Annotated in this window: 25 protein-coding genes; 11 read left to right on the plus strand and 14 right to left on the minus strand. The window is 45.6% G+C overall.

Translation table 11 applies throughout. The features are described from left to right. Positions 1-9: 9 nt before the first annotated feature. The 4 genes from MMB75_RS13510 to MMB75_RS13525 all read right to left on the minus strand — a co-directional run bounded on the left by MMB75_RS13510 (position 10) and on the right by MMB75_RS13525 (position 4,209). Positions 10-1,059: a glycoside hydrolase family 130 protein gene (locus tag MMB75_RS13510; RefSeq protein ID WP_045244715.1), complete on the minus strand. Its 1,050-nt coding sequence runs from the start codon at positions 1,057-1,059 to the stop codon at positions 10-12. A 42-nt stretch (positions 1,060-1,101) separates the two neighbouring features. Then, positions 1,102-1,935 carry a carbohydrate ABC transporter permease gene (locus MMB75_RS13515; RefSeq protein ID WP_016822702.1) on the minus strand — a complete coding sequence of 278 codons (834 nt, stop codon included), beginning with the start codon at positions 1,933-1,935 and terminating at the stop codon, positions 1,102-1,104. 2 nt (positions 1,936-1,937) lie between these two features. Then, positions 1,938-2,822 carry a carbohydrate ABC transporter permease gene (locus MMB75_RS13520; protein ID WP_016822701.1) on the minus strand — a complete coding sequence of 295 codons (885 nt, stop codon included), beginning with the start codon at positions 2,820-2,822 and terminating at the stop codon, positions 1,938-1,940. Between the two features lie 67 nt (positions 2,823-2,889). After that, positions 2,890-4,209 carry an ABC transporter substrate-binding protein gene (locus tag MMB75_RS13525; RefSeq protein ID WP_016822700.1) on the minus strand — a complete coding sequence of 440 codons (1,320 nt, stop codon included), beginning with the start codon at positions 4,207-4,209 and terminating at the stop codon, positions 2,890-2,892. A gap of 231 nt (positions 4,210-4,440) precedes the next feature. Between MMB75_RS13525 and MMB75_RS13530 the strand changes: the two genes are divergently transcribed. The 3 genes from MMB75_RS13530 (at position 4,441) to MMB75_RS13540 (ending at position 8,074) form a co-directional block, all read left to right on the plus strand. Then, entirely contained in the window at positions 4,441-5,616 is a 1,176-nt protein-coding gene (locus tag MMB75_RS13530; protein ID WP_045244716.1) for an AGE family epimerase/isomerase, read from the plus strand. Continuing rightward, positions 5,613-6,812: a glycoside hydrolase family 130 protein gene (locus MMB75_RS13535; RefSeq protein WP_017426153.1), complete on the plus strand. Its 1,200-nt coding sequence runs from the start codon at positions 5,613-5,615 to the stop codon at positions 6,810-6,812. Before MMB75_RS13530 ends, MMB75_RS13535 begins: the two co-directional genes overlap by 4 nt. A 248-nt stretch (positions 6,813-7,060) precedes the next feature. Continuing rightward, the gene (locus tag MMB75_RS13540) at positions 7,061-8,074 is read left to right on the plus strand and encodes a substrate-binding domain-containing protein (RefSeq protein ID WP_045244819.1); all 1,014 of its coding nucleotides are present in this window, start codon (positions 7,061-7,063) and stop codon (positions 8,072-8,074) included. Between the two features lie 98 nt (positions 8,075-8,172). On the opposite strand, the gene MMB75_RS13545 is transcribed toward MMB75_RS13540, so the two are convergent. Both MMB75_RS13545 and MMB75_RS13550 read right to left on the minus strand, forming a co-directional pair. Then, on the minus strand, positions 8,173-8,385 hold the full coding sequence (locus tag MMB75_RS13545) for a cold-shock protein (RefSeq protein ID WP_016822696.1): 213 nt from the start codon (positions 8,383-8,385) through the stop codon (positions 8,173-8,175). A gap of 120 nt (positions 8,386-8,505) precedes the next feature. Further along, positions 8,506-9,021, minus strand: coding sequence for a DUF2179 domain-containing protein (locus tag MMB75_RS13550; protein ID WP_013373641.1), 516 nt, complete (start codon positions 9,019-9,021; stop codon positions 8,506-8,508). A 156-nt stretch (positions 9,022-9,177) separates the two neighbouring features. Here MMB75_RS13550 and MMB75_RS13555 point away from each other — a divergent pair, with 156 nt between their 5' ends. Both MMB75_RS13555 and MMB75_RS13560 read left to right on the plus strand, forming a co-directional pair. Next, a complete protein-coding gene (locus MMB75_RS13555; RefSeq protein ID WP_013373642.1) occupies positions 9,178-9,354 on the plus strand; it encodes a CsbD family protein in 177 nt (58 codons plus the stop codon). 256 nt (positions 9,355-9,610) lie between these two features. Further along, positions 9,611-10,654 (plus strand): stalk domain-containing protein, encoded by a 1,044-nt coding sequence (locus MMB75_RS13560; protein ID WP_045244717.1) that lies wholly within the window; start codon positions 9,611-9,613, stop codon positions 10,652-10,654. Between the two features lie 80 nt (positions 10,655-10,734). On the opposite strand, the gene MMB75_RS13565 is transcribed toward MMB75_RS13560, so the two are convergent. Then, positions 10,735-11,532, minus strand: coding sequence for a copper amine oxidase N-terminal domain-containing protein (locus tag MMB75_RS13565; protein ID WP_045244718.1), 798 nt, complete (start codon positions 11,530-11,532; stop codon positions 10,735-10,737). A gap of 246 nt (positions 11,533-11,778) precedes the next feature. On the opposite strand from MMB75_RS13565, the gene MMB75_RS13570 reads away from it, so the two are divergent. Further along, entirely contained in the window at positions 11,779-14,325 is a 2,547-nt protein-coding gene (locus tag MMB75_RS13570) for a LamG-like jellyroll fold domain-containing protein (protein ID WP_045244719.1), read from the plus strand. A gap of 98 nt (positions 14,326-14,423) precedes the next feature. Here MMB75_RS13570 and MMB75_RS13575 read toward each other — a convergent pair whose 3' ends face one another. Then, a complete protein-coding gene (locus MMB75_RS13575; protein ID WP_013373647.1) occupies positions 14,424-15,605 on the minus strand; it encodes an NAD(P)/FAD-dependent oxidoreductase in 1,182 nt (393 codons plus the stop codon). Between the two features lie 27 nt (positions 15,606-15,632). Continuing rightward, complete coding sequence (locus MMB75_RS13580; RefSeq protein ID WP_017426146.1) at positions 15,633-16,064, minus strand: DUF1641 domain-containing protein; 432 nt, start codon at positions 16,062-16,064, stop codon at positions 15,633-15,635. A gap of 500 nt (positions 16,065-16,564) precedes the next feature. Here MMB75_RS13580 and MMB75_RS13585 point away from each other — a divergent pair, with 500 nt between their 5' ends. Further along, on the plus strand, positions 16,565-16,960 hold the full coding sequence (locus MMB75_RS13585; protein ID WP_017426145.1) for a rhodanese-like domain-containing protein: 396 nt from the start codon (positions 16,565-16,567) through the stop codon (positions 16,958-16,960). Positions 16,961-16,991: 31 nt separating this feature from the next. On the opposite strand, the gene MMB75_RS13590 is transcribed toward MMB75_RS13585, so the two are convergent. After that, entirely contained in the window at positions 16,992-17,825 is an 834-nt protein-coding gene (locus MMB75_RS13590) for an HNH endonuclease (RefSeq protein ID WP_103042622.1), read from the minus strand. Positions 17,826-18,086: 261 nt separating this feature from the next. Between MMB75_RS13590 and MMB75_RS13595 the strand changes: the two genes are divergently transcribed. Next, on the plus strand, positions 18,087-19,580 hold the full coding sequence (locus tag MMB75_RS13595) for an alpha-amylase (protein WP_017426143.1): 1,494 nt from the start codon (positions 18,087-18,089) through the stop codon (positions 19,578-19,580). A gap of 63 nt (positions 19,581-19,643) precedes the next feature. On the opposite strand, the gene gpmA is transcribed toward MMB75_RS13595, so the two are convergent. From gpmA to MMB75_RS13610, 3 genes are all read right to left on the minus strand, one after another. Continuing rightward, entirely contained in the window at positions 19,644-20,393 is a 750-nt protein-coding gene (gene gpmA / locus MMB75_RS13600; protein WP_016822688.1) for a 2,3-diphosphoglycerate-dependent phosphoglycerate mutase, read from the minus strand. Between the two features lie 161 nt (positions 20,394-20,554). Then, entirely contained in the window at positions 20,555-21,295 is a 741-nt protein-coding gene (locus MMB75_RS13605; RefSeq protein WP_019688938.1) for a Bax inhibitor-1/YccA family protein, read from the minus strand. A 149-nt stretch (positions 21,296-21,444) separates the two neighbouring features. Continuing rightward, the gene (locus tag MMB75_RS13610; RefSeq protein WP_019688939.1) at positions 21,445-21,732 is read right to left on the minus strand and encodes a hypothetical protein; all 288 of its coding nucleotides are present in this window, start codon (positions 21,730-21,732) and stop codon (positions 21,445-21,447) included. Between the two features lie 266 nt (positions 21,733-21,998). Here MMB75_RS13610 and pepT point away from each other — a divergent pair, with 266 nt between their 5' ends. Next, positions 21,999-23,234, plus strand: coding sequence for a peptidase T (gene pepT, locus MMB75_RS13615; protein WP_016822686.1), 1,236 nt, complete (start codon positions 21,999-22,001; stop codon positions 23,232-23,234). Between the two features lie 199 nt (positions 23,235-23,433). Further along, entirely contained in the window at positions 23,434-24,270 is an 837-nt protein-coding gene (locus MMB75_RS13620; RefSeq protein ID WP_016822685.1) for a methyl-accepting chemotaxis protein, read from the plus strand. A 198-nt stretch (positions 24,271-24,468) separates the two neighbouring features. Here MMB75_RS13620 and MMB75_RS13625 read toward each other — a convergent pair whose 3' ends face one another. After that, a complete protein-coding gene (locus MMB75_RS13625) occupies positions 24,469-25,344 on the minus strand; it encodes a hypothetical protein (RefSeq protein ID WP_019688940.1) in 876 nt (291 codons plus the stop codon). Between the two features lie 442 nt (positions 25,345-25,786). Here MMB75_RS13625 and hxlA point away from each other — a divergent pair, with 442 nt between their 5' ends. Then, positions 25,787-26,422, plus strand: a complete 636-nt coding sequence (gene hxlA / locus MMB75_RS13630; RefSeq protein ID WP_013312540.1) for a 3-hexulose-6-phosphate synthase — start codon at positions 25,787-25,789, stop codon at positions 26,420-26,422. Positions 26,423-26,426 lie beyond the last annotated feature (4 nt).

Consider the following 26,426-nt stretch of genomic DNA (forward strand, 5'->3'; position numbering starts at 1 on the left):
AAATTCCTCCTACATCCGGCCTGACTCACGATCATCTGCGACTACTTCATCCGTCGCGATGACATACTTTATAATGTCAGATACTGTCGTGTATGCGATACCTACATACGTATCAGCGGCTCCATAATAAATCGCAATTCTTCCGGTGTCCGCATCATGCAGTGTAGCACACGGGAACACCACATTTGGCACAAATCCCCGCTCTTCGTACCATTCCTCTGGGGTCAACACGAAGTTGGAGGAACGATATTTGACTTTGGAAGGATCATCCAGATCAAGAACAGCTACACCCATGCTGTATACCAGTCCATTGCATGTGCCTGTCACCCCGTGATAGAACATCAGCCAGCCCTCTGTCGTCTCAATCGGTGCTGGTCCGCCACCAATCTTCACCGATTGCCACCAGCCCTGACCACCCTTGCTCATTACATGACGATGCTTGCCCCAATACACCAAGTCAGGACTTTCGCTCAGGAAAATATCACCAAACGGAGTATGACCACTGTCGCTCGGACGGGATAGCAACATAAAGTTTCCATTTAGCTTACGAGGCAACAGCACTCCATTGCGATTAAACGGCAAGAACGGATTTTCCAAGCGCACAAAGCTTTTGAAATCCTTCGTTTGTGCGATTCCCAGCGCTGCACCATAGAAATCTGTACACCAGATGATATAATACGTGTCTTCCACTCGAACCAGACGCGGATCGTAAGCATAATTAGGCTGATATTCATTTCCTTCCTCATCGACCATATGCAGACGCTCTGTCTCAATGTCCCAAGCCAGCCCGTCGTCACTCCAGCCGAGATGCAAATGCGGGCGTCCATTAATCGTTTCAGCACGGAATATCCCTACAAACCGTCCTTCATACGGAGCTACGGCACTGTTGAAAATACGGGCAATGCCAGGCACCGGATTTCGTCCAATGACCGGATTCTCAGTATGCCTCCATACTGGAGCCTCACTGCCTTCCGGCTTATCCTGCCAAGGCATTTTCGACAAGCTGTCTCCTACAATTCGTACGTTACCTACATCCAAATCCACATTCAATTTACTCATACTTAACTCTCCTCTCACCTAGACACTTCATTTTATTTTTTTCTATTTCACTGAACCCTGTGCAAATCCGTTATAGATATATTTTTGTAATGATAAAAATGCAACCAGCGTCGGAATAATCGCAATGATGATGCCTGCGCTAATGACTTCCCATTGCGAACCGTATGGCCCTTTAAACTTAAACAGTGCCGTCGATATCACCTGAAGGCTTGTTTTGGGCATATACAGGAACGGGGTGTAAAAATCGTTGTAAATATTAACACCCTTGATGATAATTACCGTCACAATGGCAGGCTTCAGCAGCGGCAAAATAATGCGCCAGTAGATGGTCAGATAGGAGGCCCCATCCAGCATGGCAGACTCATCCAGCGCCACCGCGATGGAATCCAGAAACTGAAGGAAAATATACACCGCGATAATATCGGTTCCTAAATACAGTAAAATGGCTGCCCAAGGTGTGTTAAACAGTTCCAGCTTGTTAATGATCTGGAATGTCGATACCTGTGTCGTCACCCCCGGAATGAGCGTGGCGAGTAAGAACGCACCCAGCATGAGACTTTTACCTTTAAATTTAAAGCGATTCAAAATATACGCGATCATGGAACCGGTCAACGTAGCCCCGATGATGGAAATCAGCAAAATAAAGGCTGTGTTCAAAAATCCGGTTAGCATATTTCCATCCACAAAGGCCTTGGCGTAGTTCGCCCAGTTCAGCCAGTTCACCGGGGGAGTCAGAGGACTGGTTGCCGCATATTCAGCCTTCGTCTTCAAAGATGCAAACAAAATCACAACAATTGGCAGTAGAGCAATGAACGCACCTAGCAATAGCGCACCATACTTGATGGTGTTTGCCAGTAATCTTTTTAGCTTATACATGATTAGTCCTCCTCCCCCCGAATCAGCAACCGCTGAAGCAGTGTAACAGCAACTACGATCAGTAGCAGAACAACCGCCATCGCTGAGGCTAAACCAACCTTGCTGTATTTAAATGCCACATCAATCGTCTGAATGACGAACGTCTTACTGCCGTTGGAGCCACCAGTCATAATGTAAGGAATATCGAATGCACTGATCGCGCCACTAATCGCCAAGATCAGATTCAGCTGCAAAATTCGCTTAATAGTCGGCAAAATGATAGAGCGGAACTGATGCCAGCGGTTGGCTCCGTCGATATCGGCTGCTTCGTACAGATCACTGGATATGGAAGAAATCGCACCTAGAAACACAATAAAGTTAAAGCCCATGTATCTCCAGATAGACGTACCAGCCAGCGAAATATTAATAATCTCCGGGTTGCCCAGCCACAGCTTGACATACGAACCCAATCCCATTGCCTGAAGCAGTGTATCAAGGGTACCGTCTGGCTTAAAAAAGAATAGAAAAATAAAACCAATCGCCACCCCGTTCATCAGGGAGGGAAAGAACAAAATGCCTTTAAAGAAATTTTTAAACCAGGTCTGAAAGCTGAGAATGGTTGCAAAATAAAGGGCCAAACCCATCTGTACAAACGTAGCTACAAAGTAATACAAACTGACCTTAAACACCGAGAAATACTCGGGGTCGGTAAAGATTTTGATATAGTTTTCAAAGCCCACATATTCCAGACGCTTACTATAACCATTCCAGTCCGAAAAGCTGTATTTAAACATATTGATCACCGGCAAGTACGCAAAAGTGACCAGCAGCGCCAGCGGAATAAATGAAAAGGCAACAATAATCGCTAATCTTTGTTTGGAGTAGCTGAGATTCGAAAATTTAAACATGCTGCACCTCCTGGCTATCCGTCCATCAACTGCCACTTCAATCTCTTCTTATGGTCAGTTCAGATGGCTATTTTGCTTCCTTGGCTGCCACTTCAGCACGCGCCTTCACCCATGCATCGTTCAGATCCTTCATAATGGTGTCATACGATTCCGGGCGGTTACCCACCGCTGCCTCAATAATTCGTTTCTTGAAATCAGGTTGCCACAAGCCGATTTCTCCCATTTTGTCGATTTTATCGACAATTCCTTCCTGCCCCTTCGGTGACGGAGTGAGCGCTTCAAAAACAACTCCCTCATTCTCATACTGCTTCAAAATGGCAGGCATTGCGGCACCCTTCAGCGGACTAATGCTGCCTGCCTGCTCTACAGCATAGTTGGACTTTTCGGTAAACCAATCCACCCAGGCACGGGCCGCCTCTTTATTTTCACTGTTTACATTAATACCGAGGTTAAAATCACCAGCCAGCGGTACAAGTACCTTGGAGGCATTCGTTGGGAAAGGCATGAAACCGATATCATCCTTGTTAGAAGCTACGCTTTTGATCTGATCAATCGCCCATGAGCCAAGCACCATCGTACCGATTTTGCCTTGAGCAAGATCCGCCTTGGAGGTCTCCCAATCCGTAGTCGTTGGATCTTTTTCAATCAGACCATTTTTAGCCGCATCGTACAGGACCTTGTACAGCTCATAGTGAGGCTGACCCTTCGTGAAATTATCATCTGTAGTCGGTTGTGTGACATTCACGTATTCCTTCGTACCTGCTACTGTTGCCAGGCTAGACTCCCACTGAGTCAGTGCCCAACCAGAGGCATAGTTGGTAAACAGCGGCACTGCCTTGGTTTTGTCCTTAATTTGCTGTAACGCTTTCAGGAATTGATCCGGTGTTTTAGGAATTTGTGTGATTCCTGCTTCCTTGAACACCTTTTTGTTATAAATCACACCCGAGTAAACCATCGCAATCGGAATACCGTAGCTGTTACCATCCACTGTACGTTCTTCAATGCCGGTATACTTGTTTTTCATCTCCTCATAAGTACCTAGAGGCTCGAAAAAATTGGGTAACTCTTCAATTGGAATGCTGCCAGGAATCAGCAAGACATCTCCGTAATCCCGAGTCCCCATCCGAATTTTAATTTGACCATCATAATCGGCCAATGCCTGAAAATTGACCTTCACGTTCGGATAAATTTTGTTAAATTCCTTGGCGTAATCCTGAAATACGGTATCCACAATATCTGTCCGCTGTGTGATCACCGTAATTTCCCCTTCCGGTCCCTTCGGATCAGAGCTGGTAGCTGGCGCATCCTTCTTTGAGGTACAGCCAGTAAACAGTCCCGCTAACAAAAGCACGGATAGTAATGACATTAAAACCTTGGACAACTTCATGAGACGACCCCTCCTGTTGTTTTGAATAAGGTTATCGTTAAACTAACAAAATCATTTTATTATGTTAGCGCTTACTGTGTCAATTACAATATTTTTTTGTAATAACAACACCCGAATGTTATGCAGAAACACAAATTAAGTATAGTTGACAGTTTATAAATACATAGATAAGATACCTTTTGTAAGGTTAACGATAAGCTAATAATTCATTTTCCGAAGGAGGCTTGTCTCTTGGAAACACTAGTACACGAAATTAGACAGGAATGGCAGGAACACATACTCCCATTCTGGCTCGGCTTGAAAGATGAAGCGCATGGCGGATTTTATGGCGAGGTAGACGCAGATCTGCACATCCATAAACAAGCGGACAAAGGTGGCATCGCCACTTCGCGGTTACTCTGGTCTTTCTCAGCAGCAGCCCGTGTAACAGGGGAACGTGCCTATGCACATGCGGCACGACATGCCTTTACATTTCTGCAAAATCATCTGCTCGACCCGTTACATGGCGGAATGTACTGGATGGTGGACTACACCGGGCAACCTGTGGATACGTGTAAACATGTATACGCGCAGGCATTTGCCATCTATGCGTTGGCAGAATATGCACGAGCTACGGATGACCCGAATGCATTGCCACTGGCAATGAAACTGTTTCACCTCGTGGAGCAAAAAGGGTATGATCCTGCTCTCCAAGCATACGGAGAACAATATGATCGATCGTGGAACGAGCAGCCTAATGAGCTACTCAGCGAAAATGGAGTTACCGCGCATATTACCATGAATACGCATATTCATGTTTTGGAAGCGTATACCCAATTGCTGCGCGCCTACCCAAACGAAGAGGTTCGAGACGCACTGAAGAACGTGCTGGACATTTTATACCAGCGTGTTTACGATGCTTCCGCCCGGCGGTTGGGAGTATTCTTCGACCGCGAATGGCACTCTCTGCTTGATTTGACCTCATATGGTCACGATATCGAAGCCAGCTGGTTGATGGAGGACGCCATGAATGTGCTGGGTTATCATCCATCCGAGTATGTGAATATGGTGGTGGATATTGCCAGCGCGGTAGCTGAGCGGGCTGTTCAGCCAGACGGATCGCTCATCAATGAACGGGAGGGAGAGCGGGTAGACACCACACGTATCTGGTGGGTACAGGCCGAGGCAATGGTTGGTTTTTACAATGCGTTTCAGCGGACACAGGATGAACGATTTTTGAAAATTGTGCGAAATCTATGGACCTATACCCGGCAGTATATCATTGATCCGCGCACCGGAGGCGAATGGTTCTGGTCGGTTCAAGCGGACGGTAAGCCTGACGCGAGAGAGATTGCAGGCCCTTGGAAGTGCCCATATCATAACAGCCGATTTTGCATTGAAATGCTGGAAAGGATGGATAAACAATGATTCATAACAAATACGATGAGCTGCTAGCGCAGCAAGAAGAACTGATTACGCGCCCCAATGAGGTTAAAACCTCCTTTTACAATGGTATCTATGAACGCTACCTCTATCCGGTGCTCACACGCCATCATGTTCCCATTCACTGGCGGTTTGATCTGGATGCACAAACCAATCCCTTTTTCATGGAACGACTGGGTGTCAATGCAGCACTGAATCCTGGAGCGATCTATCATGAAGGAAAATACATTCTTGTTTCGCGCACCGAGGGACTGGACCGAAAGTCATTTTTTGCCTTAGCAGAGAGCGATAACGGCATTGATCAGTTTCGATTCGTTGACGCTCCCTTAGTATGGGATGATATCGACCCGGAAGAAACCAATATGTACGATATGCGGCTGGTGAAGCATGAGGACGGCTGGATTTACGGTATTTATTGCTCGGAGAAAAAGGACCCTGACGCGCCATCCCACGATACCTCCAGCGCTGTCGCTCAGGCTGGACTGGTCCGCACTCGTGATCTCCGCACATGGACCCGGCTCCCCAACATCACTACCCAGTCCCCGCAGCAACGTAACGTTGTCCTGCATCCCGAATTTGTGGACGGCCAATATGCCTTCTATACTCGTCCCCAAGATGGGTTTATTTCGACCGGATCAGGCGGAGGCATCGCGTTCGGTCTCTGCAAAGATATTACACAGCCCGTGATTGAACATGAGACAGTCATTGACGAGCGCTACTATCATACGGTATACGAAGTTAAGAACGGCCAAGGTCCTGCTCCGATCAAAACGAGTCGAGGCTGGATTCATATCGCTCACGGGGTACGCAATACAGCCGCCGGGCTGCGATATGTGCTGTATACCTTTGCCACCAGTCTGGAAGACCCTACGCGCGTCATCGCCAAGCCCGGTGGGCATTTTCTGGCTCCTTATGATGAGGAACGCGTGGGTGATGTTTCGAATGTTATTTTCTGCAATGGAGCAGTCGTTAATGAACGGGATGAAGTCTTCATATACTATGCGTCCAGTGATACCCGTATCCACGTGGCGACGACCACGATTGCCCGTCTGGAGGACTATACTTTCAATACACCATCCGACCCATTGCGTTCTCTTGGCAGCGCCGCTGTCCGCCGTGAGCTGATCCATCGCAATGAAGCGCTATTGCAAGCAAGCAACCGTCCTTCCCAGCGGATCTAAGCCGTAAGCTTTATCATGCTTGCGGAACCATGTATACTATCCATAGAACAATTGTTACCCGCAGGCTAATCGTTGTTCTATGGGCAGCTATGCTGCCAATCCTTGTATCTTTACAGAGCAGCTGCACCGCTAAGCTAATTGAATTTCTACAAGCGGATAAGCTATTCATATTCACCCCAGCATTTTGCAACCGTTATCTGGATGTAGGCAAAATGCTTATCTTTTTACAATTGGAAGGCGGAACAGGAATGAAGAGCAACGTAACGATGCGGGATATTGCAGATAAGCTGGGAATAAGCAGCGTGACCGTGTCGAAGGCGCTCAATGACAAGGATGGGGTTAGCGAGGAACTCAAAGAACGTATTAAAACACTCGCGGGCGAAATGGGTTATCGTTTTAATACCGTTGCCAAGTCCATGAAAGAGGGGCTCACCTATAACATTGGTGTTGTCATCCCTGAACGTTTTACTGGTCCTGGCCAATCGTTTTATTTGCATATTTACCAGCAAATTTCACGGGCACTGGAGCCATACGGCTACTACGGTATCCTTCACATCCTCCATCGCGAGGACGAAGAGCAGCTTAATCTGCCACGTATCTATTACGACCGTAAGGTGGACGGCTTCATTCTTCTGGGCCAAGTGAGCAAGCCATATATTGAGCTGGTACAAACCATGGACCAACCTAAAATGTTTCTCGACTTTTATGATGAGCATGCCGATATCGATTCTGTGGTGACGGATAATTTTTACGGAGCCTACGAGCTAACCAATTATTTGATCGCCCAGGGACACCGGGATATTGCTTATGTGGGAAATATCTATTCCACCAGCAGTATTCAGGACCGTTTCCTCGGCTACTATAAATCCTTGCTGGAGCACAGGTTGCCCCTCCGTAACGAGTGGGTACTCAGCGACCGGGACGACGAAGGGTCCTATGTTGAAATGGATCTGCCTCAGCCACTACCGACCGCCTTTGTATGCAACTGCGATCAGGTCGCTCACAATCTGGTGCACCAGCTGATTGGTCTGGGATACCGCGTACCCGAGGACTGCTCTGTGGTCGGCTTTGATAACGATGTATACGCCACGCTTATTGTTCCGCAACTGACCACGGTCGGAGTAGACATTGAGCAAATGGCACGTACGGCGGTGGATTCAATAATGAAAAAAATAAGCCATCCCGGCAGTCGTTTTGGTCGAGTCCTCGTACAGGGTCATATTGTATATCGTGATTCCGTGCAGCCCCTTGAGAGGTCATGATCCGTGAATATTCCACAACCAAAAGCCGCTCAGCATGTCGTTGGAGCGGCTTTTGACGTTTAGAATCTTTGCAGCGTAATCATGGGCTTACCCCTCAATTAAGAGCGCTGGGCGACAAAGGAATTGCCCGTCCGATTGAGAATCGGCAGCATTCGCATTTCCTGTCCCATCGTGGCTTGGCAAAGTGGACAAGCCGGCTCGCTCAAAAAGGTAAAATCCGTTCTCATCCATCCGTTGCAACCCTCGTTGGTACACGACCAAATAGCCGTATTTTCCTCTGGAATGATTTCCGGGGCCTGGCGTCTGTACATCTATATCCCCCCTTGGTTGTTATAGGGGAACATCCCCCTGTCGGCATACTGTTAATTCCGTCCTGTGCGGGTATTAATATGCTCCAATCTACGGAAAATATGCGTATTTTACCAAAATTCTTATTTGCGGATAGCCTTGGTCCAGAAACCACCATGAAATTGCTTTGGCTCCACCGTAATGACAAAAGCCTTGGGATCCAGCTCCAGGATAGACTGATACAGCTTATTCTGGTTTTTACGCTTGGCCAAAATCTCCATTACGAGGCGTTCTCCATCACGTCCACTGCCCAGCCAGGCTGTAACGCCATACCCCTTGTCTCGCAGCGCATTGGCAATTCCTCCATTGATCTCATTGCTGATCACCTTCACGGTGACATAACCGAGCGCTATTTTTTCCTCAATCCACGCTCCAATAAGAATCCCCACTGCGTAGCCTATAGCGTATACCGCAAGACTTGCCACTTGATCCAGATACTTAAGCACGACATTCAAGCCCAACACATAAACTGTAACTTCCACGGTGCTGATGAGTGCAGCAATGTACTTCTGTCCTTTCAGCGTCAAAATCATGCGCAGTGTGTAGGCCGATACATAAATAAGTTGAATAACGAGAATAAACAATAAAATTTTGAGCATACGCTCACCCCTTATTTCACGATCTAGTTGACCCCGTCCCCAACATTATGCCCCTGTCTGTGAACTACAGCCTCACGTTTCGTATTACCCTCGCTCGGGTAATGACTAACTACAGCATGCTGAATGAAAGTTTGATTATATGAGGAGGGCTATACCATGAAGGATAACGGAATTAGCGATAAAATCAAAGGTAATGTAAATAAAGCTAAAGGTGAAATCAAGGACCAAATCGGGAACGCCACGGATAATAAGTCCCTTCAAGCTGAAGGTAAATTGGATAAAGCCAAAGGTCACCTTCAGGAAACAGCAGGAAAACTGAAGGATCACAAATAGTCCAACTTTTGATACCCTAACGCACTGTACTCCAAACAAGTCTTGCTGTCTTGTACAGCGGACTTGTTTTATTTTGTTCGGTTACTTTTGGAAAAATATTTACGCAAACAGGGCAACTTTTACAGTCGCTTTTGCGTCTAACTAATATAAGCACAACCAATAACAACCCTTCCAACCTGTTGGATTTTGTATGTATTAATGTTACTCTAGTCTATGTATCAAGCTATAATTCTTAAATAAAGGGGTAGACCAACGAATGAAATCATTGAAGTCCATGAAGAAACCTGTCATCATCACTGCCGTGTCGGCCTTGGCCATCTCCGGGGTTCTGTTCAGCCAATCTACATATGCTGCACAAGTAACTAAGCCGATCCAAGCAGTATATAACAATATTAAAATTATCTATAACGGAACCGAGGTTGCCTCGGATGCTAAAACAGAACCATTTCTGCTGGATGGCGTGACGTATATCCCGCTGAAGCTGGCAGGTACAGCTTTGGATAAAAAAGTAACATGGGATGGCACAAACAAACGCGTAGTCATTGCTGATAACGGCGTTCCTATTGATCAGTCTACGGTTACAGCACTGAACAACCAGATTACGACGCTGACTCAAGAACTGAACACAGCCAAAGCAGCGAACACTACGAAAGATGCTACCATCGCTCAGTTGCAAAAAGACAATCAGACGCTGAAAGATGATGCGAGCAAAAATAGCTCAAGCACCTTGAAAGATCTTCAAAAGCAATTGAATAAGGATTACAGTGATTCCTACAACACGAACTCGGATATCACGCTGGATGGTAACAAAAGTGATATTACAGTAACCATCGAAATGACAAAATCCAGATGGGATGATCTATCCGATAGCAGAAAGGAAAGCTACCTGGAAGACATCGTAGATGATATTTTGAAAGAGTATAAAGATGCCGATATTGAAGGCACAGTGAAAAACTCCAGTAATAGAGATAAACTGGCCACCTTTACAACTAACAGCAGAGGCGATGTGACGATTAAAAAGGTAGCTTCTTCTCTGGATTCAAGTACGATCCAACGTAACTTGTCCGATAGATATGGCACCTATAATGGAGTCGGCTTTGATTTCACCGTACGAGGCGACAGCAGTGAAGCTATCGTCGAGGTTTATGTAAATTCGGATGACTGGAATAAACTTTCGAACAATCAAAAAAACACCCTGACAGATGGCGTTAGTGATTATCTTAAAGACAGACAGTCAGTATCCAAAGTCATTGGATATGTACGTAATAAAGGAAATAGCAGCCAAATCATTACTTTCTAAAAAATTAATCTTTCAAAAAAGCGACAAAGGCTATATAGCCTTTGTCGCTTTTTTATAATGCACAACCACCATGAATTCAATTATTGAATCAGCCTGCCTACGGAAGTAATGTATTTTATGTAATCACTATCCGCATTAGTTGTACCGATATTTTTTGTATAAACCAAATGACCTGCGCTGGTTATTTTGACTTTGTGAAATGAACCGGGTTTAGAATAAGGATCTACACTATAGGTCCCTTTGCTATACACAATCATAGGATTGAAGTCAATTTTCTTGAAAACGGGCGATAAGTCACTCTTATACGTAGCATGAATATTCAATACGCCCTGCTTTTGATCCCAGTCAAAGGAAGTAAGATCAAATGCATTTGCATCAATGACTTGGGCCAAGTCTTGTCCCTTGAACCTCATAAGAATTGGACTTTCTGTAAAGCTGTCATGCCTTAGCTTCAATAAACCGCGCTTCGAATCCCACTCCATCTGCGCATCTGTATCTTTCAACAAAATGGAAACTGGTAAAAACATCGCGTTGCTTTTCATGATGGGGACTGTGTCCATTGTCAACGGCTCACCGTTAACCGATATTTCGGGTGAACCGATCGTAGTCGTTACATTACGGCCTAGCAAATCAACAGAAGCCGTTTTGTTCGCTGCATTATAAGTTACTTTGCCGCCCAGTATATCTTCAGCTGCTTGAAGCGGTATAAGCAATCTACCTTTCTTATCCACAAAGGGTGATGCAGGGTAGGTGTATAAAACGTAATGATCATTGACCTTCAGGTGTATGGGGGTCTGAGCTTGGGCTGATGTCGAATTCGAGTGTACAGTAGCAACGCTAAATAAAATCACAAGGCATACGAGCAACCTGATTTTCATAATACCCTCCTTTTTCATAAACAGCTCACAACAAACATAACTGTTTTATTCATATATAACGTACCTCCACAAATGCAAACCGTCAACCATAATTTATAATATATACCTAATTATAGATTATATCGTCTTCCCTACAGCTATGTAATTCATAAATACATTAATTATATTTATAAATATAAAGGTATTTTAGCGATGAAAGCAGAATATATCACTGTATTCCACTTTAGAAAGGGGTAAATATATACGATGAGAAGATTGCTTAAACGTAGAGCCAGGTCGAGCATTGCATTAACAATGACTTTATTATTGGCAATTGCAGCCGTACCATTAGGTACACTGGACGCCGCAGCAGCGGAGCCGAACCAAAACAAGAAGCAGGATGTGCCGACCTTCTCTAATGTATCGGTTCACGATCCTTCGATTGTCAAAGACGGTGACACTTATTATGTGTTTGGGTCGCATATCGCCGCAGCGAAGTCAAAAGATCTCACAAATTGGACTTCTTTTGCAAACGGTTACACTACGCCTGGGAATACCCTTTACGGGGATTTATCGAAGAATCTGGCCGGATCTTTCGCTTGGGCGGGTGAGAATGATGCGGACAGCAAAGGAGGATTCTCAGTATGGGCACCCGATGTATTTTGGAATGAGCATTATGTCAATAAGGATGGCACAAAAGGGGCCTACATGATTTATTATAGTGCCTCCTCCACCTATATACGCTCCGCGATCGGCATTGCCGTTGCCCCCAACATTGAGGGACCCTATCAATATGTGGATACCATTGTGAATACTGGTTTTACAAAGGAGACTGCATTCGATAAAAATAGCAAAGTAGATAAAAAGTGGACAAATACGCCGATTCCACAACTCATTAATGAAGGCAAGCTGAAGGGTCCCAGAGCAGGATGGTTTAATGCCGACGGTTCTTATGCGAATCGGGTGTTCCCGAATGCAATCGATGCAGCAGTCTTTTATGATACAGACGGGCGCTTATGGATGACGTATGGGTCATGGTCCGGAGGCATTTTTTTGCTGGAGCTGGATAAAGCAACTGGCAAACCGATCTATCCAGGCCAAGATGGAACGACGGAGGATGGCCGGTTGATTGATCGTTATTTTGGCACCAAGATTGCAGGTGGATACGGTGAGTCCGGGGAAGGTCCGTATATTGAATACAACTCAAAAACGGGTTACTACTATCTGTATGTAACCTATGGCGGACTTGCAGCTGACGGTGGATATAACATGAGATTATTCCGTTCCAAGAGTCCGACAGGACCTTATAAGGATGCCAAAGGGCAGAATGCTGTTCTGCCAGCAAACACCAAAAATGCAGCCTATGGCAACAAATTAATGGGTAACTTCTTGTTCGATAGTCAAATAGGCGATCCAGGTACAGGTGTGGGCTACGGCTATGTATCTCCTGGGCATAACTCGGTGTACACCGATCCTGCTACCGGACAAATGTTTGTTGTCTTTCATACCCGATTCCCTCAGCAGGGGGAGACTCACGAGCTGCGTGTACATCAAATGTTCATGAATCAGGATGACTGGCCTGTGGTAGCTCCTTACCGTTACGGTGGCGAGACGCTTACAAAGCTGGATGAGAAACAATTCATTGGCGATTATCAATATATTAACCATGGTAGTGATTCTTCGGCGACAATCAAAAATACGCAGTTCATTCAGCTGAAAGCAGATCACACTATTAAAGGCGATGTGCAAGGAACATGGCACAAGTCGGGGGATGCGAATATCCAACTAACACTGGATGGCATTGTGTTTGATGGAGTATTCCTGAGACAATGGGACCAGGTAACGAATCAATATATTTTGGCGTTTACAGTTCTATCGAATAAAGGCGAAATGGCCTGGGGCAGTAAGTTCCCTGATATGCCGGATACGACAGTCGTTGACAGTGTGTATCGTGAATTAGATCTTGGCGATACGAGCCGGGTGACGGCTAATCTGACGCTTCCGAAGGAAGGCAGTCGGCAATCCGCGATTACCTGGAAAACTTCAAACCCAAACGTCATTTCTGATACTGGTGAAGTCAAGCGCCCCGGGATCGGTGAAAAGGCTGTATCCGCTACTTTGACGGCTTCCATCACCAAAGGAGACAGCAGTCGGGATAAAACTTTTAACATTACGGTAGCTCCTTATGAGAAGGCAACATTGACCGCTTCATACCCATTTGAAAATAACCTAAAGGATCAGAATGATGCTTTTGCCAATGGTAAGGTTATTGGTGACCGGATCGATCGTCAGGGAGGAAGTGTATCCTACGCTGAAGGCGTAAGGGGCCAAGCTGTAGTCCTTGATGGACAGTCAGGTATTGCTCTGCCTGAAGGACTCATATCCAGCTCAGCCTATTCTGTGTCACTGTGGGTGAAGCCCAGCGAGTTGACTGTCCATACACCAACTTTTTTTGGAGCTATGGATAGCAACCACTGGGTTAGCCTTCTGCCCAGAGGACCCGAGAAGGATAATACGATGGTCTGGTCCGGCAGCTCAACTTGGTATACTGGCAGTACGGGCCTGAAGATCAAAGCCAATGAATGGACACATCTGGCCTTCACTGTAGATCGTGGGGTATTAGAGGTGTATGTGAATGGCAAAATTCAATTTACCGGCTCAAAGTTCCCGGATGTCTTTACCTCTAAATCTGGAACATTCAGCCTAGGGGTCAATTGGTGGGACCCTGCGTTCAAAGGATCTATAGATGAGCTGAGTATATTTGAAGGCGCGCTCCCTCCTGCACAGGTGGAAGAGTTAGCCATGATGAAGTGAATTAAGACTATTTGTGAAATGTGTAAGCATAGCTAGTGTCGAAGAATGAAAAAAAGAGAGCGCTGAACAGCGCTCTCTTTTAATAAACCATATAAATATTAGTAGGCCAGTGCAAAAAGTCCTTTGATATGGGACAGGTAACGGATGTTACTGCCTTCTTTCATCAAAGTAGCTACAGCGCCTTTCAGTTGGGTGCCATTCGCGCCTACAGTACCGATCGCGTCTGTTCTTCCCAAGCTGCCCAGTGTACCGGAGAACACTGGCGTAAAGCGTTCCATTTTCGCTCCGTTGAAATAAGCGAAGATGTTGTAACCAACTAATTCACCCATTTGCCAAGCCAACTGTGCAGTTGGAGGGTATGGACGCTCGCCTTCACCTGGGAACACTACTGCGCTGTCGCCAGCGAGGAAGATGTCTTCGTGGGAAGTCGATTGCAGTGCGCCATTCACAGTTGCACGACCACGGTTTACTTCGATACCGGATGCGCCAACCAGTGCATTACCTTGTACGCCGCCTGTCCAGATCAGTGTGTTCGTTTTGATCGAACGTCCGTCTTTCAAGAGAACTTCGTCAGCTTTCATTTCTGTAATCGGAACACCCGCTACGATTTGAACGCCACGTTTTTCAAGACTTGTTACTGCACGATCAACCAATGGTTGAGGGAAGCCTGCCAAAATAGATGGTCCAGCTTCTACGCAATACAAGTTGATATCTTCGTAGTTGATGCCTTTTTCACGGCAAACTGCAGGCAGTTTGTCAGCATATTCGCCCACCAGCTCAACGCCAGTCAGACCGCCGCCACCGATAACAATGGTAGCGTCCGCTTTGTTACCGGATTGCTTGTAAGCATCCAGACGAGCTTCCACATGTGCACGGATGCGATTAGCTTCTGCCACTGATTTCAGTGTGAAGCTATGCTCTTGCAGCCCCGGAATACCGAAGTATGCCGTTTCACTGCCCAGGGAAATAACGAGAGCGTCATAGCTCAACGTAGCACCACTGGCCAGAGTTACTTTCTTATCGTCCGGTTTGATTTCGGAAACAGTATCCACTTTCAGGATAATATCTTTGTTACGCAGCAGTTTTTCCAAAGGAAGCGCCACAGCTTTTTCGGCAATCGTACCTGCCGCCAAACGGTGCAGTTCCGTAATAATTTGGTGCGACGCAAAGCGGTTTACCACTGTAATGGTTGCTTGGCTAGCGTCCATATGCTGGCGTGCTGTAAGAGCGGCCAGCAATCCGCCGTATCCGCCGCCCAAGATCAAAATTTGCTTCGACATGTCCATCCTCCGTTCTCGATCAGGTAATTATTTGCTTTCGCGTTGGCGCTCATTCAGAATATCCAGGAAAGCCTGGCTGAAACGCAGCGTTTTTTGTACATTAGGATCTTTAAGCATTTTGAGCAGGCCAAACAGACCTACACTGCCGTCCGTAGTTTGTACACGGTCATTTGCTTCAATTGCAGCAGAAGCCAATCCTTTAGCCGAATCTGTAACAGGCTTCACAAACTCTCCCATGGAGTTTTTCATATCTCCGATAAAGACAGGGTCAGTTGCCAGACTGCGGGCTACATCATAAGCATCGGTCATCAAAGTAACCATCTCAGTCAACTTTGGCAGATTCTCTACCAGTACGGTCAGCGATTGCTGAACCTCCGGTTTCATCAATTGGTCCAATACATCCCGAGACTCTTTGGTAGCTTCTTGTGTTACGGCCACCTCTTGTTGGTTTTCAGACATGCGTGAACGTCCTCCTTTACTGTGAAAATAGAAGTCCATTCCTTTCTCGTAACCTGCATCATAAACTCTAGCAATAAAACGTTCAATGAATTCGCCCTTAAACATGCAAGAAGCACAGCTTAAACCGGCCTATACCCTAAAGGGCAAGACTGATGATCGCAGATGCCAATTGTATATTGCTTGGACGTTATTCTGTTGTTGTTACTGCTGCGGAATATCTCACGAAGCGCTCCCTCGTGACTACAACAGGCCGAAACGGAACCCTATACCTCTATATTACACCTTTCACAACCCAATCGTCGAAGAAATTTTAAATTTGCACAAATTTCTGCAAATTTTTTATTGTTATTTTAGATAAAAATTAGAATAAGCACGATTTTTGTCTAAGTTTACCTTAAAAAAAGGGGCATTTTATACTAGAGATGGGTAATAGAGAGAGTGAGTTTCTGTTCATTAATATGAAAAACAATACAAAACATATTCCTACGGAGGGTTGAACGATGGCTAAAACATTTGCAGATATGGTTCAAGAAGCGAGGCAGCACGTTCAGGGCATTACTTCACAGGAGGCACGTCAGCGAATTGAATCCAATCCAGATACATTCGTTATCGACGTACAGGATTCTCATGATGCAGGTGCTTGCGGCCTAATTCGCGGTAGCGCCAATATTTCACTGGGTATGCTACCCATCCGCGCTGACCTGGACGTTCCACAAGATTTGCGTGATGAACGCTTACGTGACCGCAACCGCCCGATTATCACCACCTGTGGGGCAGGCGGACAAGCTGCATTGGCAGCTTATATACTGCAACAGATGGGCTTTACCAATGTGGCCTTTATTGAAGGCGGAACAACAGCCTGGAAGGAATCTGGCTTTGAAGTAGAACTGTATTAAGGGAATGTAGCCGATTCCCCAGCAAATCGTCCTAGGTGCGTAAGGTGTCCTCAGAAGCATCGGAAGCACCAGAAGGTTCAAAATCATCCGGAATCGGCAGTGGCACGCCAGACTCGATAAATTCCTCTACATCACGGGCTGCTTTAACTTGATTGCACTCGTTGCAGGCGCATACGCAATTTACTGGCGTGGTGTGTCCACCTTTAGCCCGAGGAAGTAAATGATCAATCGTGTCGCCATAGCCACCGCAAAAAAAGCACGTATAACGGTCACGTTTAAGCACATATTGGCGGAATTCCTTGTTGCTATAAAGTCTGCGGACCGTGTACGGATTTACAATCACCGCCATGCGTTCTCTGACCAGAGTCATCGCCAAATCAAGCTCAATCTCCTGATGCCAGCGTCTCCCTTGGTCGGTTTTGCCTCTTAGTCGAATCATACCATTGCGATTAAGCCGCAACGCACGGGTATCCGCAGGCTTCAGCCTGCTAAGCAAATGACGAACCCGTTGCCGATGGCGCTCACGCGCTTTGTCCGTGACGGGCTTCCTACGGGGGCGTTGGGAATCATTAGAAGGCTGCGCGGACGCTTCCAGACCGTACGCAGTCGTACCTGCTTCGGAGCTATGCCGCTCCACAGGAGCAGCCAAGGGCTTCATTTCCTCATGGGAAGGAGCGGACGCAACCGCCCGTTCTTGCGGGACTAACCCCCGACAGGAACGACAAGGACCACGCCGGGAATAAGGCCCCGCCCGGCGACCGGTTCTGCGCTGAAAGTCTGTTAATGGTTTTATCTCCTGACAATACGTACATTTTTTCATCAGCGGTTCTCTCGCTTCATCCTTATTCTGCTGCGGATCTGTCACGTTCATCCCTCCTTCCCTTTCTTGTTCGAGCTTATGGTTTGCCCGAAATCCGAACTATAGCTAAGTTAGATTCATTTTACCGTTTTCACGTTTCCTTTTCTAGCCATCGAGTCGTTGCCATCACTCAAGGTATAACAAATTTTAATGATTTAGCATACGTTATATAGCGATCCATGTTCTTCATCAACATCATATTGACCATCAGACGTTTAGCCCCCCTCACTTGGTGGGTAACTTGTTATATATGAAGGAGGGACGCACATGAAAAGGAACCATACGATGATGCAATTTTTCGAGTGGAATGTCGCAGCTGACGGTTCTCACTGGAAAAAGCTTGCCCGCCTGGCACCGGAACTAAAAGCCAAAGGAATTGACGCGATATGGATTCCACCTGTCACCAAAGGTCAATCTCCTGAGGATACGGGTTACGGCGTCTATGACCTTTACGATCTGGGCGAATTTGACCAAAAAGGTGCAGTACGCACCAAATACGGAACCAGGGAAGATCTGCTGGAAGCTGTCGCATCCTGCGTTCGCCACGGCGTAGCCGTCTATGTCGATCTGGTCATGAACCATAAGGCTGGTGCAGATGAAACCGAAGTATTTAAGGTCGTCGAGGTCAACCCGGATAATCGTAATGAGGTCATTTCCGAGCCCTTTGATATCGAAGGCTGGACTAAATTTACATTCCCCGGCCGGCAAGGGAAGTATTCCACATTTCAATGGAACTTCGAACATTTTAACGGAACGGATTACGATGCAAGTCAGGACCGGACAGGAATCTATCGTATTTTAGGTAAAAATAAAAACTGGAGCGATAATGTAGATGATGAATTCGGCAATTATGATTATTTAATGTTCGCCAATATTGACTATAATCATCAGGATGTGCGTAAGGAAATGATCCGCTGGGGCAAGTGGCTGGTGGATACTCTACAATGCAACGGATTCCGTCTGGATGCAATCAAGCATATTAATCATGAATTTGTACGAGAGTTTGCTACAGAAATGATTAAAAAGCGTGGGCAGGATTTTTATATGGTAGGCGAGTTTTGGAAACCGGATCTGGAATCGTGTCAAAAGTTTCTGGATACCATCGATTATAAAATCGACCTGTTTGACGTATCCCTCCACTACAAACTACATAGCGCTTCCTTGGGTGGTAAGGATTTCGATTTAAGCACCATTTTCGAGGATACGCTGGTTCATACCCATCCCCTGAACTCGGTTACTTTTGTCGATAATCATGATTCCCAGCCGCATGAAGCGCTCGAATCCTGGGTGGAGGACTGGTTTAAGCCCAGTGCCTATGCACTCATCCTACTGCGCAAAGATGGTTATCCCTGCGTATTCTACGGGGATTACTATGGTATCCAGGGACAAACGCCTGTGAAAGGCAAGCAAGCTGAGCTAGACCCGCTCCTATATGCTCGGTACCACAAAGCTTATGGTGAGCAAAAAGATTATTTTGATGATCCCCATACGATTGGATGGGTTCGTCAGGGCATTCCTGAGCTGCACGGCTCTGGATGTGCTGTGGTGATCACCAACGCAAATGACGGAGAAAAGCGCATGTTCGTGGGTAAACAACATGCAGGAGAAAAATGGACCGATTTGACTGGGCATCACGATCATGCCGTGAAGATCGAACAGGATGGCTACGGTGTATTTCCCGTTCGTGCTGGCAGTGTATCGGTATGGGCACTTCCTACCGAGGAAGACAGCCTGGAAACAGAGGATACCGCGAACGCTTGATGTACATCAACTCAAAGAGGACAGGATGCAAGGAAGCGCCCTGTCCTCTTTGTATATGGAAAATCACTCCGTCACCTTGCTTTGGTTGGCCACAGCCTGTTTTTTTGCCTCAACATGACTCGGATCCCCAAGATAGAAGCGCCGTATAGGATCGATATGCTCATCCAGCTCATACACCAGTGGGATACCTGTCGGGATGTTCAAATCCAGCAGTGCAGTTTCGTCCAAATTCTCCATGTACTTGATCAAGGCTCGTAAAGTATTACCGTGTGCGGAAATGATAACCCGGTCCTTTTTGAGAATCAACGGCACGATCCGTTGCTTCCAAAACTCACCAACCCGATGCACAGTGTCTTCTAGGCTTTCCCCGAGCGGCAGCTCCTCCGGCTTAATATGGCGATAACGCTCTTCCCGATGTGGACTCCGTTCATCCTGCTCATCCAACATGGGTGGTCGCACCGTCAAACTACGTCGCCAAATATGAACCTGCTCCTCGCCGTATTGCACGGCGGAATCCAGCTTGCTGAGCCCCTGAAGAGCACCATAGTGGCGTTCATTCAGCTTCCATGACTTCTGCACGGGTATCCACAGATGATCCAGCTCATCCAAGATATGATACAACGTGCGGATAGAACGTTTTAGCACAGAAGCAAATGCCAAATCAAACGTATACCCAGCCTCCTTGAGGATACGTCCTGCCTCGATGGCCTCATGAGTTCCCTGTTCAGTCAGATCGACATCCGTCCAGCCTGTGAACAAGTTTTGTCGGTTATACACGCTTTCTCCATGCCTCACCAGCACCACTTGATACATATACCTCACTCCTCACCTATCTATCCTCTATGTTTTACCCAACTTCTATGTATTTAACGTAAAATGCATTTTTTAAACCGCCTTTTTCATACAAAAAAGGACGACATTCAGCCGCCCTTCTCTTCTCATCCTACTTAAACCATATGCAATAGTCGCAGATCTTAGTCCCTATTACTAAGCTTGGCTAACAGATCCAATATTCGTACATATAGCCACACTAACGTTACCAGCAATGCAAAAGCGCCATACCATTCCATATATTTGGGTGCACCTTGATCAGCTTGTTCCTCAATGAAATTAAAATCTACGAGCAGATTCAAAGCGGCAATGATGACGATAAATAAACTAATGCCAATACCCACCCAGCCCGTTTCATGGATATACGGAACATTCATACCGAAAAAATTCAAAATAAAATCAACCAACGTCACCAGAAAAATCGCCATCGTACATAGGACAACAAATGAGATAAAGCCACGTGTCACCTTGATGATTCGTTGTGTATACATAAAGAGCATCAAGAACAAGATACCCACAGTCAGCAAAATGGCATTAACTACAATTCCAGGGTACTCATACTCCATAAAAGCGGAAACGCCACCCAAAGCAAAGCCACTCAGAATCGCATATACAGGAGAAAGCAATGGAGCCGTTTTTGGAAAAAAGGATATCGCAAGTGCTACGCCTGCCATCCCAATAAAGCCTGCCGTCAGCAACGATAGCACTTCTACGGTTCCTTGGTAGGTCATATACCAGGTAATACTGCTAGAAACGATAAGTAGGACCAGCAGAAGTAACGTTTTGTTCACCGTTCCTCCGATGGTCATACGTTGTTCGCTAGCTTCTCTTTCATCTTCACGTAAAAAGATGTCATCACGTAAAACCGGATTGCTAAAGCTCATACAGGGTACTCCTTTTCGATGTGTTATTTACGATGTCATATGTATATATCGGCACAACCTGAAAAAAGTTTCAGAAAATTTCAAACAATAAAAAAACTCTAACCTTGCCTTTCGGCAAAGCTAGAGTTAGAGGGTCAAGTCGTTACAGATTAAAAATCAGCGGTAGCAATTTGGATAGTACCTGTTACTGCTCCAACTGGAGTCGCCTGAAGAGCAGCTACCAGCAGCAAAGCAACTTCTAACGTAAGGCTGTTGCCCGCTGGGATTACATAAGTGATCACAGGAGCATTGACGCGGGTAACCACAAGATCAACCGGATTGGCACCTGTATTATTCACAGTAATCGTAGCATTACTACCGCCTCTCAGGTTTTCAAAGAAGGACTTACCCACACCAGCAGCAAGATTGTAGAATTGCGAAGGTAAAAGAATCGCCATAGTCTTCACCTCCCTTGCGTTTGATAATGTATTCTATGCTCCCAATCTATCAACGTAACGTTAAGTGTCTCAGTAATAAGACACAATTTAAAAGACTTCTAGATTAACGTACTCTCTATATATTAAAAGGAGTTGCCCTCTCAGATCCTTTGCCTAATCTGCGGACAACCTGTCATTTTGAAAGGTTAAACCATTTTTTTCATATTATAAGCCTAATCATGATAAAATACGTACCATAATGAAAAAGACCCAAGGAGGATAACCACATGAAACAGGAACTGATTGACCGCCTGACTACATATGTTCAGGTGGATACCCAATCCGACGAAAGCAGCCACACTTGCCCCACCACACCTGGACAGCTCACATTGGGCAACCTCCTGGTAGACGAACTGAAATCCATCGGTATGACAGACGTAACCATTGATGGTCATGGTTATGTAATGGCAACCCTTCCCTCCAATACGGATAAAGAAGTGCCCGTCATTGGTTTTCTGGCACACCTTGATACGGCTACTGAGCTAACCGGCGCAGGAGTGAAGCCACAGTTGACGGAGAATTACGATGGAGGCGATATCACGCTGAATGCCTCGCTGGGTGTAGTACTTTCTCCACGTGAGTTTCCCGAATTGACTCAATATAAAGGCCATACCCTAATCACAACAGATGGTACCACCCTGCTCGGTGCAGACAACAAAGCTGGCATCGCAGAAATCATGACAGCAATCCACTATCTGATTGATCATCCAGAAATTCAACATGGCAAAATTCGCGTTGCTTTTACACCGGACGAAGAGATTGGAAGAGGACCTGAACGCTTTGATGTAGCCGCTTTTGGTGCTGAATATGCTTATACAGTAGACGGCGGACCGCTCGGAGAACTGGAGTATGAGAGCTTCAATGCCGCAGCTGCTCATATTACCATTCATGGTGTGAATGTACATCCTGGTACGGCTAAAAACAAAATGATCCACGCTGCCAAAATCGCTATGGAACTGCACAGTAGATTACCTGCGAATGAAGCCCCGGAATATACAGACGGGTATGATGGCTTCTATCATCTGTTGGAGTCTACAGGCACAGCAGAACAAGCCAAACTGTACTATATTATCCGCGATTTTGATCGCGAGAGCTTCGAAAACCGGAAAGCTTATTTGACAAATATCGTAAAAGAGCTCCAGGCTGCCTATGGAGATAACCGCATCACGCTGGAGCTGAGAGATCAGTATTACAACATGAAAGAGAAAATCGAGCCTGTCAAACATATCGTCGATATCGCACATGAAGCAATGACAAAGCTGAATATTGAGCCCATTATCAAGCCGATTCGTGGAGGCACAGACGGTTCACAGCTGTCTTACATGGGACTGCCTACACCGAATATTTTCACAGGTGGGGAGAACTATCACGGTAAGTATGAGTATGTGTCAGTGGACAACATGGTGCTTGCCACCAAGGTTATTGTGGAAATCGCACAATTGTTCGAGCAACGCGGCAAGTGAACCACTTTTACACACACTGACACGTTTAGATTAAATATGAAGGCATATCGTTTCGTAATGGAAACGATATGCCTTTTTTATTGAAGCTCTCATATCCCCTTTAAATTTTCGATACCTTTATAACTTTTATCCGTCTTCAGACCGACAATTATATAAGACTATAAAAAATATATTTAGTAAAGAAAGGTAGGCAGTCCACTTGAATACAATAGATGCATTAATTGTAGCCATTCCCTACATACAACAGGTTATGCGTGAGAAAGTAACCCTTGCTCTCTTCGACCGCACTCACGTTCTTGCTTACACCCAATCAGAGGGTATGGACCTCGGCTTTGAAACAGGCTCGGAGCTGCTGGAGGACTACAAAAATTTTGCCATGCTTAAAAATGGACATGAGGCCAGCTTGACCCACATTCCGGCTGAAGTCCTGGGATATCCTCTTGATATGATCAGTATTCCTGTGTTTGACGATAAAGGGGACGTCATCGCAGCGTTTGCCGCCTCCTATAATTTGACCAACAAAAATCAACTGGATCAAATCGTATCCGAAAACCTCTCCATTACCGAGCAACTCATTGAGATGGTGCAGCATGTAACAGCGCATTCGGAGGAGCTACAGGCTACCAGTGAACACATTTTGAAGAACACCCAAATTGCCGTACAAAACTCGGGTAAAATTAATCAGGTTGCTGTATTTATCAAGGAAATTTCCGATCAAACCAACCTGCTTGGATTGAATGCTGCGATCGAAGCCGCACGTGTCGGTGAAGCAGGAGCAGGCTTCGGTATCGTTGCTCAAGAAGTACGCAAGCTGTCCGTAGAGTCCAAAAAAGCGACGGTCGATATCGAGGGAGCCCTTAAGGATGTACAGAACTCCATTCGTCAGATGGAGCAGGAAATAGAGCAAATTGTTTCTTCTTCTCAAGAGCAGGCGACTCTGGTAGGCTCTTTCACCGAAGTCATGGAGCGTATGCAAAAGGCGAGCGAAACGATGCAACATCTGGCCGATAACCTGACTTCCTATATTGTAAAATAAATAACATCGTTTCTTGGCATGAGAAAGGGGAGCGCACTGATCCGCAAATGGCGAAAAAGTGCGCTCCCCTTATTTACACAATCCCTACTGGGTATGACGATCGAAGTCTGAAATCAAGCAGTAAAAGAAAAAACACCATGATTCGAAGGATGCACGGAGTCTAAATCTCCCAATGTATTTCCTATCGGAAGAGCAACACTAAGAAACGCTAAGACCATAGTTATCGAGCTTAATGCCTTTTTCATTATGAAGCCCCCTTAATAAAATGGTTTGGTATTGCTCTTGCTGGGACGGTGTTGCCAAATCTCGGTAAGTTTCGAATAGTGCAACCAATGTTCTAAAATCGGCATCGGCTTCTACCCCAATAGAGAATTGCAGAGAAACAAGGATATAATTCAAGGCAAAGATATACTGTTTCTTTTTCAAATAGTAAATAGCTAATTGGTTGACCAATTTTAAATAATATACGCGGTTGGCTCTATCTTCATAACCTTCAAATATCTCAATATCATCGGCAAACTCGTTCAGCAGTTCATCAATATCCCAATTGTTCAAGTTAGCTGCTTCAGTAATACTAACCAATCCTGGTAGTAGCTCCTCGTCATTGCTATGAAGAAACTGAACATATTCCGGTAAAAGTGCCTTCTTCCCCGAAAGTAAATCAATCATATATAAATTGGCCTTGGCGAGAAAACGGAATCTCTCTACTTCTTCGTGACCGCTTTGATCCAGCCCCATAAACCAGCCCATTTCGCTATACTTCATAATATAATCTCTGGCTTCCTCATACTGGCCTATATTCTGATAATAAATCGATTTCGCTAGATAACTGTAAGCATAATAAAACACCAGCGGGTGTTTGGTGTCCAATGTCTCATACTTGCCGTCCGCAGCATTTCTCAGTTGGGTGTGATACAGGCTTTCAGCCAACGAATGCAAATAATCCGCAACCTTGTTCGCTTCATCCCAATCATTATGCGTGTAGCTGATTCTAAATAACTCGCAAGCTTTATCAAGCGCGTGGCTGTCCGACAACAAATAAATAGCTCCCCTTTGATTCAGGACCTCTTCCACTAAACCCCGCCTCCCTATCCTGAAAATTACGGTCACCCCTAGCCTTGTGGCTATTCTTCAGGGTAGTTATGCTATTAGCCCCATTTTTACATGCCAGTATATTACAAATATAGTCAAAGCCTAACTTGAAGTCAATTTAATCATCGGTACATTCATATTTTTGCAATCTGACATGGATATGTATATTTACGAGTCACGAATAGAGGATTTTCATTATTGAAATAATGCTAAAGAAGACAAAAGATGGGCTCTCTTATGGGTGGTTTTTATGATCTATAGTATCGTCAGGGTAACTACGTTACGAATTAGTGCGTACTTTTCAACCGAATACTGGGGCCTTACAATCAAACCTGTGCACGAAAGCAAAGTATAGAGTACGACTCAACAAAGCATGTACCTGTTCATCCAAATACAAATTCACTTAAGGAGTGAAGTTAATAACATGGAACTTCAATTGGCTTTAGACTTGGTAGATATCCCACAAGGTATTGCATTGGTAAAAGAAGTGGAATCGTATATTGATATCGTAGAAATCGGTACGCCGATTGTCATCAATGAAGGACTTCACGCTGTAAAAGCAATGAAAGAAGCATTTCCCAATCTAAAAGTACTGGCTGACCTGAAAGTTATGGACGCAGGGGGCTATGAAGTGCTGAAAGCTTCCGAGGCTGGTGCCGATATTGTGACGATTTTGGCTGTAGCTGAAGATGCAACGATCAAAGGTGCTGTAGAAGAAGCTAAGAAACAAGGCGGCAAAAAAATCCTGGTGGACATGATCGGTGTTAAAAACCTGGAGCAACGTGCGAAAGAAATTGATGCTTTAGGCGTTGACTACATCTGTGTGCATACAGGCTACGATCTGCAAGCGGAAGGACAAAGTCCGTTCGAAGCATTGCAAACCGTCAAAAAAGTCGTAAAAAACTCCAAAACAGCCGTAGCTGGCGGCATCAAGCTGAGTACATTGGCTGAAGTGGTAAAAGCTCAACCGGATCTGGTTATCGTAGGCGGCGGTATCACTGGCGAAGACGACAAAAAGGCTGTAGCCTCGCAAATGCAGCAGCTCATTAAACAAGGTTAATCCC

Origin of the sequence: Paenibacillus sp. P2(2022), assembly GCF_029522175.1 — a bacterium.
Taxonomy (GTDB): Bacteria; Bacillota; Bacilli; order Paenibacillales; family Paenibacillaceae; genus Paenibacillus; species Paenibacillus polymyxa.

What these genes read in the sequence shown, in the direction of transcription:
- MMB75_RS13510 (WP_045244715.1), bottom strand. Translation starts at nt 1,059, where the DNA reads ATGAGTAAATTGAATGTGGATTTGGATGTAGGTAACGTACGAATTGTA.
- MMB75_RS13515 (WP_016822702.1), bottom strand. Translation starts at nt 1,935, where the DNA reads ATGTATAAGCTAAAAAGATTACTGGCAAACACCATCAAGTATGGTGCG.
- MMB75_RS13520 (WP_016822701.1), bottom strand. Translation starts at nt 2,822, where the DNA reads ATGTTTAAATTTTCGAATCTCAGCTACTCCAAACAAAGATTAGCGATT.
- MMB75_RS13525 (WP_016822700.1), bottom strand. Translation starts at nt 4,209, where the DNA reads ATGAAGTTGTCCAAGGTTTTAATGTCATTACTATCCGTGCTTTTGTTA.
- MMB75_RS13535 (WP_017426153.1), top strand. Translation starts at nt 5,613, where the DNA reads ATGATTCATAACAAATACGATGAGCTGCTAGCGCAGCAAGAAGAACTG.
- MMB75_RS13540 (WP_045244819.1), top strand. Translation starts at nt 7,061, where the DNA reads ATGAAGAGCAACGTAACGATGCGGGATATTGCAGATAAGCTGGGAATA.
- MMB75_RS13545 (WP_016822696.1), bottom strand. Translation starts at nt 8,385, where the DNA reads ATGTACAGACGCCAGGCCCCGGAAATCATTCCAGAGGAAAATACGGCT.
- MMB75_RS13550 (WP_013373641.1), bottom strand. Translation starts at nt 9,021, where the DNA reads ATGCTCAAAATTTTATTGTTTATTCTCGTTATTCAACTTATTTATGTA.
- MMB75_RS13555 (WP_013373642.1), top strand. Translation starts at nt 9,178, where the DNA reads ATGAAGGATAACGGAATTAGCGATAAAATCAAAGGTAATGTAAATAAA.
- MMB75_RS13560 (WP_045244717.1), top strand. Translation starts at nt 9,611, where the DNA reads ATGAAATCATTGAAGTCCATGAAGAAACCTGTCATCATCACTGCCGTG.
- MMB75_RS13565 (WP_045244718.1), bottom strand. Translation starts at nt 11,532, where the DNA reads ATGAAAATCAGGTTGCTCGTATGCCTTGTGATTTTATTTAGCGTTGCT.
- MMB75_RS13570 (WP_045244719.1), top strand. Translation starts at nt 11,779, where the DNA reads ATGAGAAGATTGCTTAAACGTAGAGCCAGGTCGAGCATTGCATTAACA.
- MMB75_RS13575 (WP_013373647.1), bottom strand. Translation starts at nt 15,605, where the DNA reads ATGTCGAAGCAAATTTTGATCTTGGGCGGCGGATACGGCGGATTGCTG.
- MMB75_RS13580 (WP_017426146.1), bottom strand. Translation starts at nt 16,064, where the DNA reads ATGTCTGAAAACCAACAAGAGGTGGCCGTAACACAAGAAGCTACCAAA.
- MMB75_RS13585 (WP_017426145.1), top strand. Translation starts at nt 16,565, where the DNA reads ATGGCTAAAACATTTGCAGATATGGTTCAAGAAGCGAGGCAGCACGTT.
- MMB75_RS13595 (WP_017426143.1), top strand. Translation starts at nt 18,087, where the DNA reads ATGAAAAGGAACCATACGATGATGCAATTTTTCGAGTGGAATGTCGCA.
- gpmA (WP_016822688.1), bottom strand. Translation starts at nt 20,393, where the DNA reads ATGTATCAAGTGGTGCTGGTGAGGCATGGAGAAAGCGTGTATAACCGA.
- MMB75_RS13605 (WP_019688938.1), bottom strand. Translation starts at nt 21,295, where the DNA reads ATGAGCTTTAGCAATCCGGTTTTACGTGATGACATCTTTTTACGTGAA.
- MMB75_RS13610 (WP_019688939.1), bottom strand. Translation starts at nt 21,732, where the DNA reads ATGGCGATTCTTTTACCTTCGCAATTCTACAATCTTGCTGCTGGTGTG.
- pepT (WP_016822686.1), top strand. Translation starts at nt 21,999, where the DNA reads ATGAAACAGGAACTGATTGACCGCCTGACTACATATGTTCAGGTGGAT.
- hxlA (WP_013312540.1), top strand. Translation starts at nt 25,787, where the DNA reads ATGGAACTTCAATTGGCTTTAGACTTGGTAGATATCCCACAAGGTATT.